Source organism: Sinomicrobium sp., from assembly GCA_029266035.1.
Taxonomy (GTDB): domain Bacteria; phylum Bacteroidota; class Bacteroidia; order Flavobacteriales; family Flavobacteriaceae; genus Sinomicrobium.
In genome coordinates this window covers 16,795-35,251 of sequence record JAJUFH010000015.1, presented here as the reverse complement: position 1 = coordinate 35,251, position 18,457 = coordinate 16,795, and the positions used below count along the sequence as shown (strand labels likewise).

At 43.4% G+C, this 18,457-nt stretch carries 13 protein-coding genes; 11 read left to right on the top strand and 2 right to left on the bottom strand.

Annotated features, from left to right (window positions below):
• Positions 1-40 precede the first annotated feature (40 nt).
• The 6 genes from nrfD (at position 41) to ACYZZR_RS08525 (ending at position 6,952) form a co-directional block, all read left to right on the top strand.
• Positions 41-1,435 (top strand): NrfD/PsrC family molybdoenzyme membrane anchor subunit, encoded by a 1,395-nt coding sequence (gene nrfD / locus ACYZZR_RS08550; RefSeq protein WP_461533586.1) that lies wholly within the window; start codon positions 41-43, stop codon positions 1,433-1,435.
• The gene (locus ACYZZR_RS08545; protein WP_461533585.1) at positions 1,425-1,949 is read left to right on the top strand and encodes a DUF3341 domain-containing protein; all 525 of its coding nucleotides are present in this window, start codon (positions 1,425-1,427) and stop codon (positions 1,947-1,949) included. The genes nrfD and ACYZZR_RS08545 overlap by 11 nt, the downstream gene beginning before the upstream one ends.
• 67 nt (positions 1,950-2,016) lie before the next feature.
• A complete protein-coding gene (locus ACYZZR_RS08540; RefSeq protein WP_461533584.1) occupies positions 2,017-2,580 on the top strand; it encodes a c-type cytochrome in 564 nt (187 codons plus the stop codon).
• Between the two features lie 103 nt (positions 2,581-2,683).
• Entirely contained in the window at positions 2,684-3,976 is a 1,293-nt protein-coding gene (locus ACYZZR_RS08535; protein WP_461533583.1) for a quinol:cytochrome C oxidoreductase, read from the top strand.
• A gap of 38 nt (positions 3,977-4,014) precedes the next feature.
• Positions 4,015-5,079 (top strand): cytochrome c oxidase subunit II, encoded by a 1,065-nt coding sequence (locus ACYZZR_RS08530; RefSeq protein ID WP_461533582.1) that lies wholly within the window; start codon positions 4,015-4,017, stop codon positions 5,077-5,079.
• A gap of 58 nt (positions 5,080-5,137) precedes the next feature.
• Positions 5,138-6,952 (top strand): cytochrome c oxidase subunit I, encoded by a 1,815-nt coding sequence (locus ACYZZR_RS08525; RefSeq protein WP_461533581.1) that lies wholly within the window; start codon positions 5,138-5,140, stop codon positions 6,950-6,952.
• A gap of 59 nt (positions 6,953-7,011) precedes the next feature.
• On the opposite strand, the gene ACYZZR_RS08520 is transcribed toward ACYZZR_RS08525, so the two are convergent.
• Positions 7,012-9,279 carry an acyl-CoA dehydrogenase family protein gene (locus tag ACYZZR_RS08520; RefSeq protein WP_461533580.1) on the bottom strand — a complete coding sequence of 756 codons (2,268 nt, stop codon included), beginning with the start codon at positions 9,277-9,279 and terminating at the stop codon, positions 7,012-7,014.
• A 207-nt stretch (positions 9,280-9,486) separates the two neighbouring features.
• On the opposite strand from ACYZZR_RS08520, the gene ruvB reads away from it, so the two are divergent.
• The gene (ruvB, locus tag ACYZZR_RS08515) at positions 9,487-10,509 is read left to right on the top strand and encodes a Holliday junction branch migration DNA helicase RuvB (protein WP_461533579.1); all 1,023 of its coding nucleotides are present in this window, start codon (positions 9,487-9,489) and stop codon (positions 10,507-10,509) included.
• 33 nt (positions 10,510-10,542) lie between these two features.
• The gene (queG, locus tag ACYZZR_RS08510) at positions 10,543-11,481 is read left to right on the top strand and encodes a tRNA epoxyqueuosine(34) reductase QueG (protein WP_461533578.1); all 939 of its coding nucleotides are present in this window, start codon (positions 10,543-10,545) and stop codon (positions 11,479-11,481) included.
• Between the two features lie 53 nt (positions 11,482-11,534).
• Here the strand turns inward: queG and ACYZZR_RS08505 are convergent, their stop codons facing one another.
• The gene (locus ACYZZR_RS08505) at positions 11,535-12,572 is read right to left on the bottom strand and encodes a LacI family DNA-binding transcriptional regulator (RefSeq protein WP_461533577.1); all 1,038 of its coding nucleotides are present in this window, start codon (positions 12,570-12,572) and stop codon (positions 11,535-11,537) included.
• A gap of 344 nt (positions 12,573-12,916) precedes the next feature.
• Between ACYZZR_RS08505 and ACYZZR_RS08500 the strand changes: the two genes are divergently transcribed.
• The 3 genes from ACYZZR_RS08500 to ACYZZR_RS08490 all read left to right on the top strand — a co-directional run bounded on the left by ACYZZR_RS08500 (position 12,917) and on the right by ACYZZR_RS08490 (position 18,447).
• The gene (locus tag ACYZZR_RS08500) at positions 12,917-15,208 is read left to right on the top strand and encodes an NADP-dependent malic enzyme (RefSeq protein ID WP_461533576.1); all 2,292 of its coding nucleotides are present in this window, start codon (positions 12,917-12,919) and stop codon (positions 15,206-15,208) included.
• Positions 15,209-15,463: 255 nt separating this feature from the next.
• The gene (locus ACYZZR_RS08495; protein WP_461533575.1) at positions 15,464-17,134 is read left to right on the top strand and encodes a beta-N-acetylhexosaminidase; all 1,671 of its coding nucleotides are present in this window, start codon (positions 15,464-15,466) and stop codon (positions 17,132-17,134) included.
• 83 nt (positions 17,135-17,217) lie between these two features.
• Positions 17,218-18,447, top strand: a complete 1,230-nt coding sequence (locus ACYZZR_RS08490; RefSeq protein WP_461533574.1) for a metallophosphoesterase — start codon at positions 17,218-17,220, stop codon at positions 18,445-18,447.
• Positions 18,448-18,457: the final 10 nt, after the last annotated feature.

Here is an 18,457-nt window from a genome sequence, read left to right as displayed (position 1 = left end):
CTAACAGTAAGTAAAAGAGTAATAAAATTAAAATAGTAAGATGGCGTCGCATTACGAAGCACCTATACGTAAACCCCTGGTACTCGGAGATAAAAGTTATCACGATGTTTCGGTTGATGTTGCCAGGCCAGTTGAAGGCAGGGCAAACAAGCAGTGGTGGATTGTTTTTTCTATCGCTTTGATAGCCTTTCTCTGGGGGCTGGGATGTATAATTTATACCATTTCTACCGGGATCGGTGCCTGGGGGCTCAATAAAACCGTTGGTTGGGCTTGGGATATTACCAACTTCGTTTGGTGGGTAGGTATCGGTCACGCAGGAACACTGATTTCCGCTGTGTTGTTGCTGTTCCGTCAGAAATGGAGAATGGCGATCAACCGCTCGGCTGAGGCTATGACCATATTTTCTGTGGTACAGGCAGGGTTGTTCCCTGTAATACACATGGGGCGCCCATGGCTGGGATACTGGGTGGTGCCTATTCCAAACCAGTTCGGATCACTTTGGGTTAACTTTAACTCTCCACTCTTGTGGGACGTGTTTGCGATTTCTACTTATCTGTCGGTATCGCTGGTGTTTTGGTGGACAGGTTTGTTACCTGACTTTGCTATGATACGCGATAGAGCTGTAAAGCCATTCCAGAAAAAAATATACAGCTTGCTCAGCTTCGGATGGAGCGGACGTGCAAAAGACTGGCAGCGTTTTGAAGAGGTGTCTCTGGTACTCGCCGGATTGGCTACACCTTTGGTACTGTCGGTACACACTATCGTATCGTTTGACTTTGCTACCTCGGTAATTCCGGGATGGCACACTACCATCTTCCCTCCTTACTTCGTTGCAGGGGCGGTGTTCTCCGGATTTGCAATGGTAAATACCCTGCTTATCATTATGAGGAAAGTAGTGAGTCTTGAAGACTATATCACTTTGCAACATATAGAATTGATGAATCTCGTTATTATGATTACGGGTTCTATAGTTGGATGCGCCTATATTACCGAGTTGTTTATCGCATGGTATTCCGGAGTAGAGTACGAACAGTATGCGTTCTTGAATAGAGCGACCGGACCTTACGCATGGGCCTACTGGATGATGATGAGCTGTAATGTGTTCTCACCTCAGTTTATGTGGTTTAAAAAATTGCGTAGAAGTATTATGTTCTCCTTTGTTATTTCTATAGTGGTAAACATTGGGATGTGGTTTGAGCGTTTCGTAATTATTGTGACTTCGCTTCATAGAGATTACCTACCTTCTTCTTGGACTATGTTCTCTCCAACTTTTGTAGATATAGGAATTTTTGTCGGAACCATAGGCTTCTTCTTCGTGTTGTTCCTGCTTTATTCGAGAACATTCCCTGTCATTGCGCAGGCAGAAGTGAAGACTATTATGAAATCTTCGGGTGAAAAGTATAAAAAATTAAGAGACGGCGATCATGAGCAATAAAGTAATTCAGGCTATTTATACTGATGATGACGTACTGCTGGGAGCAGTAAAGAAGGTTAAAGCCGCACATCATCACATAGAGGAAATATATACGCCATTTCCAGTTCACGGTCTTGATAAGGCTATGGGGCTAGCACCTACACGTATAGCAATTGCATCTTTTATATACGGATGTATAGGTCTTACTGTAGCTGTGTTGATGATGAATTTCATCATGATTGAAGACTGGCCTCAAAATATAGGGGGAAAGCCGAGTTTTAGCTTTCTGGAAAATATGCCTTCTTTTGTGCCGATTATGTTTGAGTTGACCGTGTTTTTTGCAGCTCACTTAATGGTGATCACTTTTTATATGAGAAGTAAACTTTGGCCAACTAAGAAGGCAGAGAACCCAGATGTGAGAACTACAGACGACCATTTCCTGATGGAAGTGGCCTTGAGTGGAAATGAAGAAGAATTATCTGCCTTGTTGAGAGATACAGGTGCAGTTGAAGTTAAAGTTTCAGAAAAGCATTAGCAGGGAAAACAACAGGTGTAAAGGTAAATAAGACCTGTGTGAAACCCACAACGTAAATATTGTTTCAATGAAGAGCTTTGTAAAAATAGGAATAACACTTGGTGTGGCTGCGATCATGACCTCTTGTTTTGATAAGTCCAGACCTAATTACCAGTATTTTCCCAATATGTATGAATCGGTAGCCTATGAACCTTATCAGGAAGCTGATGGTTTTAAAAACGGTGTAGAAGCACAATTGCCAGCTGAACATACTGTAAATCGAGGATGGATGCCATACGATTATGAAAATACCACCGAAGGGAAGGAATTGGCTATGGCAGAACTGAAAAATCCTCTCGCGGCCGATTCTCTTTCTTATGACAAGTATGTGGCAAATGGAAAAGAACTTTACGGGATATACTGTGCCATCTGTCACGGCGATAAGGGTGACGGTATGGGACCTTTGGCAGAACGTGAGAAGTTTTTAGGTATTCCGAGCTATGCAGATAGAGAGATTACCGAAGGGAGTATATATCACGTGATTTATTACGGATTAAACTCTATGGGATCGTATGCTGTGCAGCTCAATGAAAAGGAACGCTGGGAAGTAGTGATGTATGTAGAACAGCTCAAAGAGAATTTGACTAAATAAAACTAGATCAGGTATATAGCGGTGCCGAAAGTTTGATATGGCTATGCCAAATTCGGAACTGGGTATACAAAACAGAATTTGAAATAAAGAGAATTTTCAGGATATGTACACGTTTTCAAACAAATTAAGGCTGTCTGCATTTGTGCTAATGATTGTAGGTGTTCTCGGTCTGGGATACGGCTTTCTGTCTGCTCCTGCCACAGTAGAACAGGCAAAGGCTATAGTGGCCGATGCCCATCACGGCGATGACCACGGCGAAGTTGCACGGGCACATGAAGAGCATCACGATGCTTCGCACGACGAACATTTGTTACACCAATTACAGAACAAGCCATGGTCGGCATTGTATGTAGCAGCTTTCTTCTTTATGATGATTGCACTCGGTACTTTGGCCTTTTACGCCATTCAAATTGTTTCACAAGCTGGATGGTCTCCTCTATTGTTTAGGGTTATGGAGGGTATCACAGCCTACCTGGTTCCGGGAACTATCTTGGTATTTGTAATCCTAGTGCTTTCGGGTGTTCATATGAACCACCTATTTGTGTGGATGGATCCAGAGGTAGCTGCTCACGATGAGCTTATACAAGGAAAATCGGGTTACCTCAATCTGCCATTCTTTTTGATAAGAGCGATAATTTATATTGCAGGATGGGCGGCATATAGGCATTTTTCAAGAAAATTCTCCCTTGCACAAGACACTGCAGAAGACAATAGTAATTATAGGAAGAACTTCAGGATATCAGCTGGATTCCTAGTGTTTTTCTTGGTGTCGGAGTCTATGATGTCTTGGGATTGGATAATGAGCCTGGATCCGCACTGGTACAGTACACTGTTTGGATGGTATGTTTTTGCAAGTATGTTTGTATCTGGAATTACTACAATAGCACTGATTGCCATTTATTTGAAATCGAGAGGATTCTTAGAGGAAGTAAACGACAGCCACATTCACGATTTGGCTAAGTTTATGTTTGGGATTAGTATCTTCTGGACTTACCTTTGGTTTTCACAGTTCATGCTGATATGGTATTCTAATATACCAGAAGAGGTTACTTACTTTATCACGAGGATAGAAGATTACGCACTGCCGTTCTTCGGTATGGTAGTACTCAATTTCCTCTTCCCAGTACTGGTGCTTATGAACAGTGATTACAAGCGTCTGAATTGGTTTGTAGTGATGACCGGGATAGTGGTACTCATCGGGCATTACCTAGATGTTTATAATATGGTTATGCCGGCAACTGTAGGTGATCAGTGGTTTATCGGGGTAGCTGAGATTGGAGGAGTGTTATTCTTCCTCGGATTGTTTATCTATGTGGTGTTTACGGCGCTTACAAAGGCTCCGCTGGTGCCGAAGAGGAATCCGTATATAGAAGAGAGCCGACACTTTCATTATTAATAAATAAAGAAGAAATTAAGTAAACAGGAGATAGTAAAATGACTGCTTTATTAACCATAATTGTACTTATACTAGTCGCCATTGCTGTGTGGCAGATGACTAAGATATTTGAGTTTTCACAGATTGGAGTAAAAAATACCCAAATAGCTAATGATAAAGACAACAAGCTCAACGGGTATCTCATGTTTGCCTTTCTGGGTTTTCTGTATGTACTTACTATCTTTTGCCTGTGGAAATGGGGAGGAGTGTTACTGCCAGAAGCCGCGTCTGAACACGGTAAGGATTTTGATTTGCTGATGACCATATCTTTGGTTCTTATCTTTACAGTTCAGATTATTACGCAGACATTACTGCATTATTTCGCATATAAATATCACGGGAAAGAGGGAAGAAAAGCCTTGTTTTATGCAGATAATGATAAGCTCGAATTTATCTGGACTATTATTCCTGTTATTACTCTTGCCGGACTTATCCTTTTCGGTTTGTACACTTGGACAACCATTATGAATGTCGATGAAGACGAAGATCCTCTGGTTGTTGAATTGTACGCTCAACAGTTTAACTGGAAAGCGAGATATGCCGGTGCAGACAATGTTTTGGGTGATGCCAATGTGCGCTTTCTCAACGATTACGACGGACAAAATATACTGGGTATTGATTCATCCGATCCCAACGGTATGGACGATGTAGTGTCTACTACCGAAATCCACTTACCTGTAGGTAGAAAGGTGTTGTTTAAAATGCGTTCGCAAGATGTATTGCACTCTGCTTATATGCCTCACTTTAGGGCACAGATGAACTGTGTTCCTGGTATGATAACACAGTTCGCATTTACACCTACTATTACTACAGCAGAAATGCGAGAGAATCCGGATGTTCAAGCTAAGGTTAAGCACATCAACGAATTGAGGGCAGAAAGAAGAGCTAAAGGAGAGGACCTCGACAATTGGGAGTTCGACTATCTTTTAATATGTAATAAAATTTGCGGAACTTCGCACTACAATATGCAAATGAAGATTGTAGTCGAAACAGAAGAGGAGTTCAACGCATGGATGAAGGAACAAAAGACTTTTTCAGAAACTGTAGCTGGAACTGAGAGATAGTACAGAAAAAGTCATTGATTAGAAAGTAACAGTAACGATAACGATTAGCAATAAGATTATGTCAGCAACAGCACACGCAGACGATCACACACAAGATCACGGGCATCATCATAAACAGAACTTTATTTCTAAGTACATATTCAGTTATGATCACAAGATGATCTCCAAGCAGTATCTCTTTACTGGGATATTTATGGGGATAATCGGTATTGTAATGTCTATGTTGTTCCGCATGCAACTCGCATGGCCGGGAGAGTCCTTTGCCATTTTTGAGGTACTTCTCGGAAAATGGGCGCCAGAGGGAGTTATGGATCCGAATATTTACCTCGCACTGGTAACTATTCACGGTACGATTATGGTGTTTTTTGTACTTACTGCCGGATTGAGTGGTACTTTTAGTAACCTGCTAATTCCGTTGCAAATCGGTGCGAGAGATATGGCCTCAGGTTTTATGAATATGATATCGTACTGGCTGTTTTTTATCTCTTCTGTCATTATGGTCGCTTCCATATTTGTAGAAGCTGGTCCTGCCGCAGCTGGGTGGACGATTTACCCTCCACTTAGTGCACTGCCTCAAGCACAAGGTGGTTCGGGTCTGGGAATGACGATGTGGCTCATATCACTGGCTATCTTTATCGCATCGTCCCTCTTAGGATCACTGAATTATATTGTTACTGTACTCAACTTGAGAACAAAGGGGATGTCTATGACCAGACTTCCGCTTACAGTATGGGCTTTGTTTGTAACAGCTATCATAGGGGTGGTTTCTTTCCCTGTATTGCTGTCCGCCGCTTTGCTTCTTATTATGGACCGTAGTTTTGGTACTTCTTTCTTCCTTTCAGATATCTTTATCCAAGGAGAAGTATTGCACTACCACGGAGGGTCTCCCGTATTGTTTGAACACCTTTTCTGGTTCCTGGGTCACCCCGAAGTATATATCGTACTGTTGCCTTCTCTCGGTATCACCTCAGAGATTATTGCTACCAATTCGCGTAAACCTATTTTCGGATACCGCGCTATGGTCGCCTCTATATTGGCTATTGCATTCTTGTCTACCATAGTTTGGGGGCACCATATGTTCGTTTCGGGAATGAACCCTTTCTTGGGATCTGTGTTTACCTTTACAACATTGCTTATTGCAATACCTTCGGCGGTTAAAGCATTTAACTATATCACAACGCTGTGGAAGGGTAACCTTCAGATGAACCCGGCTATGCTGTTTTCTATAGGACTGGTGTCTACCTTTATTTCAGGAGGACTTACCGGAATTATTCTGGGAGATAGTACGCTCGATATCAACGTTCACGATACCTATTTCGTGGTAGCTCACTTCCACCTTGTTATGGGTGTGGTAGCGGTATACGGTTTCCTCGCAGGAGTTTATCACTGGTTCCCTAAGATGTTTGGAAGAATGATGAACAAAAATTTGGGATATATACACTTCTGGCTCACGGCAATTTCGGCATATGGTATTTTCTTCCCCATGCACTTTGTAGGAATGGCCGGATTGCCAAGACGATACTATACCAATACAAACTTCCCTATTTTTGACGATTTGATGGATATCAACGTGGTGATGACGGTGTTTGCACTTCTCGCAGGGTTGGCTCAAGTAGTTTTCTTGTACAATTTATTCCACAGTATCTTCTACGGTGAGAAGGCTACTCAAAATCCTTGGAAATCTAATACCTTGGAGTGGACAACGCCTGTTGAACACCTACACGGAAACTGGCCTGGTGAAATACCAGAGGTACACCGATGGTCATACGACTACAGTAAAACCAAAGAGAACGGTGAGTACGTGATTGCTGGACAAGATTACGTTCCGCAAAACGTGCCCTTGCAAGAGGGTGAGGAAGAACTCAATCACTAGAAACTCTCTATAAAATATAAAAAAGGCCCGGTTAAGGGCCTTTTTTAATTCTTGCTATTTTACGGCTTACTGATAGGTGCTGTTATACAATATTCAGGTATACCATAACCGTCTACAAGTGATACAACATGAGGGCGGAGCTCAGTACACAGTCGTTCTACCCGCTGTCTTATGGCTTTCGATTTATTGCCACTTATATAACCGTGTTCAAGATACCAAGCAGCGTTCGAATGAATGTGATAGAGAGCGTATAAAGATCCGAGTTTTCGGAATAGAAACTGCATCTTATCATGGTCGATACGGTTTACGAAATCGGAGAATATCTCATAAGAAAGCGCAATTCCATAGGCTTTTCCCAGCTGTATAAGATGTGTCTGTATCTTCAAGGAAAGCTGTTGTGGCGGTATTCCCTTTTTAGCATAACGCCTTATCCTCGAAGCCGCGCTAAAAGTGAGCCGCCTTACGCGATACCGAAGGGCTTCGAGTTGAAAGTCTGGGTCAAACAGGTGTTCTTTATCTGTGTTATTGGTAAACAGCGGATTGAAAGTAGTCAGCCGATCGCTGAGTTGTTGTCCTGCAAGTTTTAGGAGATCTCCATAACTGTCGCTGTTAAATTCTGAGGTGAAATCGGTAAGTACTCCTTTGGCTGCGAGTTGTAGTAATACTGTATTGTCACCTTCAAATGTGGTAAATATATCTACGTCGTTCTTTAAATCGGCAATGCGGTTTTCTGTCAGATACCCCTTGCCACCACAGGCTTCTCGACATTCCTGTATTGCCTTGTTGGCAAAATCGGTAATCAGTGCTTTTAATGCCGCTGCCTGGGTTTCTACCTTTCTCCTCGAAGCTTCAGATGAGGCCGTGTAATCGCGTATCATTTGTTCTAGAGTAAAATGGTATACATAGCTCTGAGCAATAGACGGAATAAGTCGTAACTGGTGAGAGGGATAGTCCATGATTAGGTCTTCTTGAACCTTCTCTCCACTGTTAAACTGTCGGCGTTGCAAGGCGTATTTCACGGCTATGGCCAAGGCCATCTTGGCGCCGCCTACCGCTCCTTTGGCCACACATATCCTTCCGCCAACCAAGGTACCCAACATGGTAAAAAAACGCTTGTTAGGGTTGTCTATGGCAGAGGTGTATTTTCCGTTTTCGTCTATATCTCCAAAACGGTTGAGCAGGTTTTCTCTCGGTACACTTACATTCTTAAACCATATCTTGCCGTTGTCTACCCCGTTTAGTCCGAGTTTATCACCGTTGTCTTCGATGCGAACTCCGGGCATCAATTTGCCCTTATCGTCTCGAATTCTGACCAATACGGCGTGAACTCCTTGGTTGATGCCATTTACAATAAGTTGTGCAAACACAGTGGCCATTTCAGCGTGAAGAGCGTTGCCTATGTATTCCTTATTGTCGTTTTCTCCAGGGGTGTCAATTATTATACTGTCGGTCTCTTCGATATAGGTAGCTGTAGTTTTAATTCCCCTTACATTAGATCCGTGTCGGGTTTCGGTCATAGCAAAGCATCCAAGTGTTTTTGCCTCTCCGGCAGATCGCAACCAACGGTCGTGGTGCTTTTTTGTGCCTAGGTTTTGAATACTGCCACCGAAGAGTCCGAATTGCACTCCAAATTTAACGGTAAGGCTACCGCTAACAAACATCAGGTTTTCAAAAATACCGGCATAGGCGGGCATATTTCCGATTCCTCCATATGCTTTGTCATAAGCCATAGCGCCGTATCCTTTTGTCGCCAGATGCTTTACTTGTTCCAATACCTTCATCCGAAAACGATCCTTCTCTGTAGAGATCTCCCAACTAAAGATAGGGTCGGAGAGAAATTCTCTGAAGACGTCTATTTGAGAGGTGTGCTCTCCTTTGAGGAGCAGATCTATTTGTCCAGGGTCGTAGAAATCGGCCACAGACGATCTCTGGCGTTGCACATCAAACAGATGCCTGTAGTGATTGGGTTGAATTCCGAGATTTATTTCGATGAATTTGAGATTTTCATCGGGGGTCTCCCCTTCGCTGTCATCGGTTTGCGACAGTTTCATGCTAAAAGAAGTAAGGGGATAAGTATCGCTTTCAACCAGTTTTATTCCGGAGCCATCTATCTGTTGTTTCCAAGAGGCGATGAGCTCGTCTTTAGGAGGATGGTCCGGTTGGAGCCAGGAGTTCAGCAGTGAACTTTCAGCTTCCGTAAGACTGTCGCGTTCAACCGCTTTTTTAAAAACAGCTATTTCCGAGGCCGACAGCAGGTCGTCGGCCCAGATAACATAGAGAAAAGGGATGTACTTGCTGATACCTGAAGTGTGTTTTTCAGTATTCATAGTGCTGCAGCTATTCATTGTGTAACGATAGTGGTAAGTTACGATTTTTTTATACACCTGATGTGGTGTTGTGCCAGTTTATGGATGGATAAATTGGCATTTTAAGGTCAGTCAAAGCAGCTGCAGACAGAAAGAGAAAAACATTTGTCCGATTTCATATAAGCTGCAACCCGGTATATAGCATTTGATTACATATCTTTGTATTGTATGAATGAGTATTTAGATCCTACAGGCGAACATTTGTCATCGGAAGAAATAGACATCGAAAAGACGCTACGGCCGCTCTCTTTCGACGATTTTACCGGACAGGCACAGGTATTGGAAAATCTTCAGGTATTTGTAAAAGCTGCAAATCTTCGAGGCGATGCCCTCGACCATACCCTGTTTCACGGTCCTCCCGGTCTCGGAAAAACTACACTGGCTCATATCCTAGCAAACGAACTCGGGGTGGGTATAAAGATTACCTCCGGCCCTGTTTTGGATAAGCCCGGAGATCTGGCTGGTCTGCTCACCAATTTGGAAGAAAGGGATGTGCTCTTTATAGATGAGATTCACCGACTGAGTCCGGTGGTAGAAGAATACCTCTATTCGGCTATGGAAGACTTCAAGATCGATATCATGATCGAAAGTGGTCCCAATGCCCGTACGGTACAGATAAATCTAAACCCTTTTACACTTGTAGGCGCTACAACCCGTTCCGGATTGCTCACATCGCCCATGAGGGCGCGTTTTGGCATTTCCAGCAGGTTGCAGTACTACACCACCGAACTGTTGTCGACCATCGTGGAACGCAGTGCCCATATACTGAAAACGCCTATAACTATGGAAGCCGCCATAGAGATTGCCGGTAGGAGTAGGGGTACCCCTCGTATAGCCAATGCACTGCTGCGAAGAATACGAGATTTTGCTCAGATCAAAGGGAATGGCCGTATCGATATAGAAATTGCTCGCTTTGGTCTCAATGCACTTCATGTGGATGCACATGGGCTAGATGAGATGGACAACAAAATACTGGCCACCATTATCGATAAGTTTAAAGGAGGCCCGGTCGGGATTACCACCCTTGCTACCGCAGTTTCTGAAAGTGCCGAAACCATAGAAGAAGTTTATGAACCTTTTCTTATTCAACAAGGCTTTATTGTGAGGACTCCAAGAGGGCGTGAAGTTACAGAAGCCGCGTATAAGCACCTCGGAAGATCACAAGGAGGTATACAGGGCGGCTTGTTTTAATGTGAAAAGATTTTTTGCCATAACCACACCGGCATGAGCATAAACAATACGGAAAAATACACCAAACTCATCAAAGAAGAGGCCCATCGCCTCGGTTTTATGTCTTGTGGCGTGTCGCGAGCCGAATTTCTCGAAGATGAAGCCCCGCGATTGGAGGCGTGGCTCCGACAGCAAATGCACGGCGAAATGAGCTATATGGAAAACCATTTCGACAAACGACTAGATCCGCGATTACTAGTAGAAGGAGCACGCACCGTAATATCACTCACCTTGAATTATTTTCCGGAACACAAGCAAAGTGATCCCGGTAGCCCGAAGATCTCCAAATACGCTTACGGAAGGGATTATCATTTTGTGATAAAAGACAAGCTCAAACAATTGCTCGAATTTATCCGTGAAGAGATAGGAGAGGTAAACGGTCGTGCATTTGTAGATTCAGCCCCAGTGTTGGACAGAGCTTGGGCTACTAGAGCAGGTTTGGGATGGATAGGAAAGAACAGCAATCTGATAACCAAAAAGGCCGGATCTTTCTTTTTTATAGCCGAATTGATATTAGACCTTGAGTTGGACTACAACGACAGCATAGCCACAGATCACTGCGGGAGTTGTACCGCCTGTATAGACGCCTGTCCTACTCAAGCCATCACAGCACCTATGGTGGTAGATGGAAGTAAGTGTATTTCATATTTTACCATAGAACTCAAAGGGAGTATACCAGAAGAGTTTAACGGAAAGTTTGACGACTGGATATTTGGGTGCGATATATGTCAGGATGTCTGCCCCTGGAATCGCTTTTCAAAGCCACACCGCGAACCCCTGTTTGATCCGCATCCCGATCTCCTAAGAATGAGTAGTGCCGATTGGGAAGATATCACCGAAGACATCTTCCGCGAGATCTTTCGAAAATCTGCCGTAAAACGAACCAAATTTGAAGGTTTGAAACGAAATATCCAATTTATCAAAAAAACTTAAAGACATCACCCCATCTCCAAGTCACCGCTTCTCCGCGTCACCGCCTCTCCGCGTCACCTCACCTCCGCGTCCCCGATAGTCGTTTCTCGAAGTACCAGATGAGTTTGTAGCTTGACCTCGTAGAATTCCACCGGCTGTTTTTTGTGTTTTTTATCAATCTCATCGATAAGTAGAGAAGCCGATTCCTTTCCCATTTGTATACTGGGTTGGTCTACCGTAGAAAGATGTGGTTTTATGTAGGGTGTAATCATCCAGTTGCTAAAGCCCATTACAGATATTTGATCCGGTATGGATATACCCTTGTCGTTGAGATAAGAGATGCTGCCCAGTGCTATATGGTCTGTGATGCAAAATATACCGTCGATTTCCGGATGGTTTTTCAGTAGGGTTTCTGTATTGCTCCGACCTTCTTCAATGCTGAGGTGATCACAGCGGCATATTTTGGTGTCGTCCTGTGTTATTTCGTGCTCTTCGAGAGCTCTGAGATAACCTTTGAGACGGGAATTGTAGTTGCTGGGAAATTCTGGCCCGGAGAGAATACCAATATTGCGACATCCGGTTTTTATCATGTGGCTTACCGCTTTGTAGGCCGCTTTTTCATCGTCTATAATAACCTTTGAACAGTTGACTTGTCGGGTTATTTTGTCGAAGAGTACTAAGGGTACTTGGTTTTTGATGATTTTGTGTAGGTGGTCGAAGCGGTTGGTTTCGTTGGCCAAAGACATCAAAATACCGTCAACTCTTTTTTCCAGTAAAAGATCTACTTGCTGCTCTTCAGTAGTGATCGATTCGTCAGAAAATAAAATAATCACCTGATAACCGTGTACATTGGCTTCCGAGATGATTCCTGTTATGGCTTCCGCAAAAAACGGGTGATCTATTTTCGGAAGAATAGCTCCGATAGTTTTAGACTGATTACTCCTCAGGGTAACCGCGTGAATATTGGGTTTGTAATTCAGTTTTTCAGCAAGCAGCCTCACGGCGTGTTTGGTGTCGTTGCTGATATCGGGATAATCCTTGAGTGCCTTAGAAACGGTGGTTACCGAAACTCCGAGTATAGAAGCTATATCTTTTAGGGTTACTTGACTCATAAAAATCTCTTTTAAGGAAGCTTTTCCGAAGCTGTATCCGGTTTGTGAAAGGGCGACTTACAAAGAAAGTGTTTTTTTTAGAGATTTGAAAAGATCAGAGGTTATAAATCGAGGGATTCACATGTGGTAGAATGTTGAATAGTCTTAGTGATGACTACATTTTATATTCTCAAAAACAAAATTTGAAGTTTTGCCTCGAGACAGAATAGGCTTATTTTTTTGAATTATGATGTGTGTCGTATTAAAGTAAATGCATTTTCGTTAAAAAAGTTTAAATGAGTGGGCTTATTGTGTTGCTACTTGATTATTACTTGTAAATTTGTGATTCCAATAAATTTTGCATTATGACAAAAAAGAACAGTAAGCTCAGAAGAGAAGCATTGGTATATCACGCCAAGCCACAGCCCGGAAAGATTAAAGTTGTCCCCACCAAAAAATATGCTACCCAAAGAGATTTGGCTCTGGCCTATTCTCCTGGAGTGGCTGAGCCCTGTCTGGAGATTGCAAAGGATGTGAGCAAAGCCTATAAATATACTTCCAAAGGAAACCTAGTAGCCGTAATTTCCAACGGAACTGCAGTACTCGGACTGGGCGATATAGGTCCTGAAGCCGGAAAACCGGTAATGGAAGGGAAAGGTTTGCTCTTCAAGATATTTTCTGATATCGATGTATTTGACATCGAACTGGACACTAAGGACGTAGAGACTTTTATTCAGACAGTTAAGACTATCGCACCGACTTTTGGGGGAATCAATCTAGAGGATATCAAAGCCCCTGAAGCTTTTGAAATAGAGCGTAGACTAAAGGAAGAACTCGATATTCCTGTGATGCACGACGACCAGCACGGAACAGCTATTATCTCTGCGGCTGCATTGCTCAACGCTTTGGAATTAGCGGGAAAAAAGATTGAAGATGTAAAGATTGTTGTGAGTGGTGCAGGAGCTGCAGCAGTGTCGTGTACCCGTTTGTACAAAGCATTTGGAGCTCGTGCCGAAAATATTGCCATGCTAGACAGCAAGGGTGTGATACGCAAAGACAGAGAAAACCTCTCTCCAGAAAAGTTAGAATTTGCTACCGACCGTAAAATAGACACCCTTGAAGATGCCATGAGTGGAGCAGATGTTTTTATCGGACTGTCTATAGCCGATATCGTCACCCCCGAAATGTTGTTGTCTATGGAAGAAAATCCTATAGTATTTGCTATGGCCAATCCCGATCCTGAGATCGCATACGACCTGGCTGTCGCTACGCGAAAAGATATTATTATGGCTACTGGACGATCTGACCATCCTAACCAGGTAAACAATGTACTCGGATTTCCCTTTATTTTTAGAGGTGCCCTCGATGTAAGAGCTACTAAAATTAACGAAGAGATGAAAATGGCAGCGGTAGTGGCTCTGGCCGACCTTGCCAAACAGACCGTCCCAGAACAGGTGAATATTGCCTATGGAGAGACTAAGTTAAATTTCGGTCGTGAGTATATTATTCCCAAGCCTTTTGATCCTAGACTTATTGCCTGTGTGCCTCCTGCCGTAGCACGGGCGGCTATGGAAAGCGGTGTGGCAACCGAACCTATTGAGGATTGGGACAAGTATGAAGAAGAACTGTTGCAAAGATTGGGTAGCGATAACAAGCTGGTTCGACTGCTTCACAATCGAGCTAAGACCAACCCTAAACGCGTAGTATTTGCCGAAGCAGATCATATCGATGTGCTCAAAGCCGCACAGATTGTTCATGAAGAAGGTATAGCACATCCTATACTTCTCGGCAGGGAAGATGTGATACGCGAATTGAAAAAAGAAATCGAATTTGAGGCCGATGTGCCTATTCTCGACCCTAAGACCGACGAGCTCAACGATATGAAAAAAAGTTACGCCAAACGTCATTGGGAAGGAAGACAACGAAAGGGACTTACGCTTTACGAAGCCGAACAGAAAATGCGCGAACGCAATTACTTCGCCTCTATGATGCTCAACGAAGGAGATGCAGATGCTTTGATTACAGGCTATTCCAGAAGCTATCCAACTGTTGTAAAACCTATACTAGAGTTAATTCCCAAAACCAAGGGAACGGAAAGAGTAGCAGCTATGAACTTGATGATTACAGAAAGAGGACCTCTGTTTCTAGCCGATACTTCCATCAATATAAATCCGACGAGCCACGAATTGGCCAAAATTGCTCAGATGACTGCGCATACGGTAAAGATGTTTGGTTTTGAGCCCGTTATAGCGATGCTGTCTTACGGGAATTTCGGTTCCTCAGATTTTCCGGAAGCGGCTAAAGTGAGAGAGGCTGTAAGCTACCTCCATCAAAACAATCCTGAGATTGTGGTAGACGGTGAATTGCAGTCCGATTTTGCGCTCAATCGCGATATGCTACAAGATAAATTCCCCTTTTCCAAACTGGCGGGCAAAAAAGTTAATACCCTTATATTTCCCAATCTCGACGCTGCAAACATCACCTATAAGCTGTTGAAGGAACTAGATAAGGCCGACTCTATAGGTCCTATACTGCTCGGTATGAGTAAACCGGTGCATATCCTACAGCTCGGTGCCAGTGTAGAAGAAATGGTCAATATGGCAGCAGTAGCCGTTGTAGATGCCCAAGAGAAAGAGAAAAAAGACAAAGTTAAATAGGGAACCTGTCATCCCGATCAAAATCCCTCTCTCGACTACTTGTTTCAAATATCGGATAAGTCGGAGGGGGATTTTGTGTTTTTCAAATTTTGTGAAGTCTTTTGTGATAAGAAAATAATTCTTTACATCGCCCGGATTCGTCTTGAATGACCAATTCGCGCTCTGCGCTTACTTCTTTTATTTTTTTTATATTTGATTTAGTGAGCTAAATTGAAACAAAAGCCTACAGCATTTAAAATCTAAAACGATATCTGTATGACTATCAAGATTACCAGACTTTGCACTCTGCTGATGTTTGTTCTTTTTTATTCAGCCTGCAAGAGGACGCCTGAAAATATAAACAGAACGGGAATTATCCCCCAGCCAGTAAGCATGGAGTTTGGAGAGGGGGCTTTTGTAATCGATGAAGATACTAAGATTTTGTACCCCGATGCTTTTGCCCCGGTGGCTGGATTTTTATCAGAATACATAGGGAGTAGAGTAAATGCTGAAATGGAACGGATAGATGAAGAAGACAGCGATGCCATTATTTTTAGACAAGACCAGAGCTTGGAGAAGGAAGAAGCTTATACGCTAAAGGTGACTCCTAAAAACATTGAGATTTCTGCTTCATCGCCTAAAGGGGCGTTTTACGCAGTACAGAGCTTGAGACAACTGATGCCTGTGCTTTCAAACAATGCGATAAGTGAAGAGGGGGAAATGGGCATCCCAGCAGTAGACATACAAGACGAACCCCGCTTCGGATATCGCGGACAAATGCTCGATGTGGTAAGACATTTTTTTCCTGTCGAATTTGTAAAGCAGTACATCGATCTCATGGCCATGTTGAAGATCAATACTTTTCACTGGCATCTCACAGACGATCAAGGATGGCGTATAGAGATTAAAAAATATCCCGAACTCACTAGAGTAGGGGCCTACCGCGACAGTACCTTGATAGGACTTTATGGAGAGGAACCTCAGCAGTGGGACAAAAAGAGATACGGTGGCTTCTATACTCAAGAAGAGGTAAAAGAGATTGTAAAGTATGCCCAGGACAGATATATCACAGTGATACCGGAAATTGAAATGCCAGGTCACGCCGAGGCTGCACTGGCCTCGTACCCCGAACTGGGATGTACTGGGGGACCCTATCAGGTACAGGGAACATGGGGAATTCACAAAAATATATTTTGTACAAAAGAGGAGACATTTAGCTTTTTGGAAGGGGTGCTCGATGAGGTGGCCGAACTCTTTCCCGGAACCTATATCCACATAGGAGGAGACGAAGCCCCCAAAGACCACTGGGAACAATGCGAAGTATGCCAGGCACTGATAAGAAGTAAAGGACTGGTAGATGAAAGCGAACTTCAGAGCTATTTTGTGCAGCGCATCGAAAAATATCTGAACGGAAAGGGCAAACAGATTATCGGCTGGGATGAAATTCTGGAAGGTGGATTGGCGCCCAATGCTACCGTAATGTCGTGGAGAGGAACTAAAGGAGCTGTCGAAGCAGCAAAACAACACCACAATGTAATTATGACTCCTACCTCATATTGCTATCTGGATTATTATCAGTATCAATCTGATCAGGACGACCGAAATGTACTCGCCATAGGGGGCTATGTGCCACTCAGTAAGGTGTACAGCTTTGATCCTATTCCTGAAGAGTTGACGGCAGAGCAGAAAAAATATGTCTTAGGACCGCAGGCCAATGTGTGGACAGAGTATATGGAGACGACTGATAAAGTAGAGTATATGGTGTATCCCAGAGCTATAGCTATGGCTGAGGTGGGGTGGACTGCAAAAGAGAATAAAGACTACGAAAGCTTTTTATACCGACTTCAACCCCTGATAGAACATCTGGAAGCTATGGGAGTAAATCACGGCTATAAACCCGAAGAAGTAGAAAAGGAGAAACAAACAGTAGCAGCAATAGGGGAATAGCCCGTTTTTCTTTAACATAACGATAACAGCCCTAATTGGCGTAATGCCTTATTTTTATCCCCTTGAAAGATAAAGGTCTAAGTATGTTGAACTGGATATTATTTGTACTCCTCTATGTCGGTCTTAGTTTTTACTCCTTACAAGCGGTGAGAACACTCAGCCGATCTCCCTATGTTTTGTGTGCCTATGTCTTTGTGACTCTTGTAGTCTTGGGTAATTTTTTATACCACTTTGCCTTTCCGGGAGAAGCAAAAGGGTTTAGGGGGGCTCGAGGATATGCTGCGAGTTTTTTGTTGATGCTAATCTTGTTTCAACTCATCACCGTGATTTTCTTGTTTGGAGAAGACATAGTGAGAACAGTGGTTGCCTTCGCAGGTAAATGGAGTGGGAAAAGCTCCGAAATAGCGCTGCCTTCTCGCCGGAAGTTTGTCAGTTTGCTCGGAATGGGACTGGCAGCTATTCCGTTTAGCGGATTGCTCTATGGGATGGTGAAAGGGAAATACGATTTCAGAGTGTTGAAGTACCAACTAGAATTTGATGACCTCCCAGATGCTTTCGACGGCTATCGCATTACTCAGCTGTCGGATATTCACAGCGGAAGCTTTGACGACCGGGAAAAAGTTTCTTATGCTGTAGATCTCATCAATGAACAAAAATCGGATCTGTTGCTGTTTACAGGCGACATAGTTAATGACAAGGCAGACGAATTACTGCCGTGGATGGATACTTTTTCAAAATTAGGAGCAGCAGACGGGATGTATTCTGTGCTGGGCAATCACGATTACGGCGATTATGCACGATGGGATAACGAGGCGGAAAAAGAGGCCAATTTAGAAAAGTTAAAAGAGTTACAGCGGCAGTTGGGATTTGAACTCTTGCTCAACGAACACCGGTACTTAGAAAAAGACGGACAACGCATTGCCCTTATAGGTGTGGAGAACTGGGGTGCCGGAGGCTTTAAAAAGGCTGGAGATCTCGAAAAGGCAACACAGGGGATTGAACCCGACACGTTCAAAATACTGATGAGTCACGACCCTTCTCACTGGGAACAGCAGGTTATCAATCACCCCTACCACTATCATCTCACCCTTAGCGGACACACCCACGGTATGCAGTTTGGAGTAGAGATCCCCGGACTGGTGAAGTGGAGCCCGATAAAGTGGCGTTACAAATACTGGGCAGGAATCTACAGAGAAATGGGGCAATACATCAATGTAAACCGCGGACTGGGATTTCTGGGTTATCCGGGTCGTGTCGGGATGTGGCCCGAGATTACGGTAATAGAATTAAAAAAGTCTGCTAAAACCGCATAATTCGCAGAAA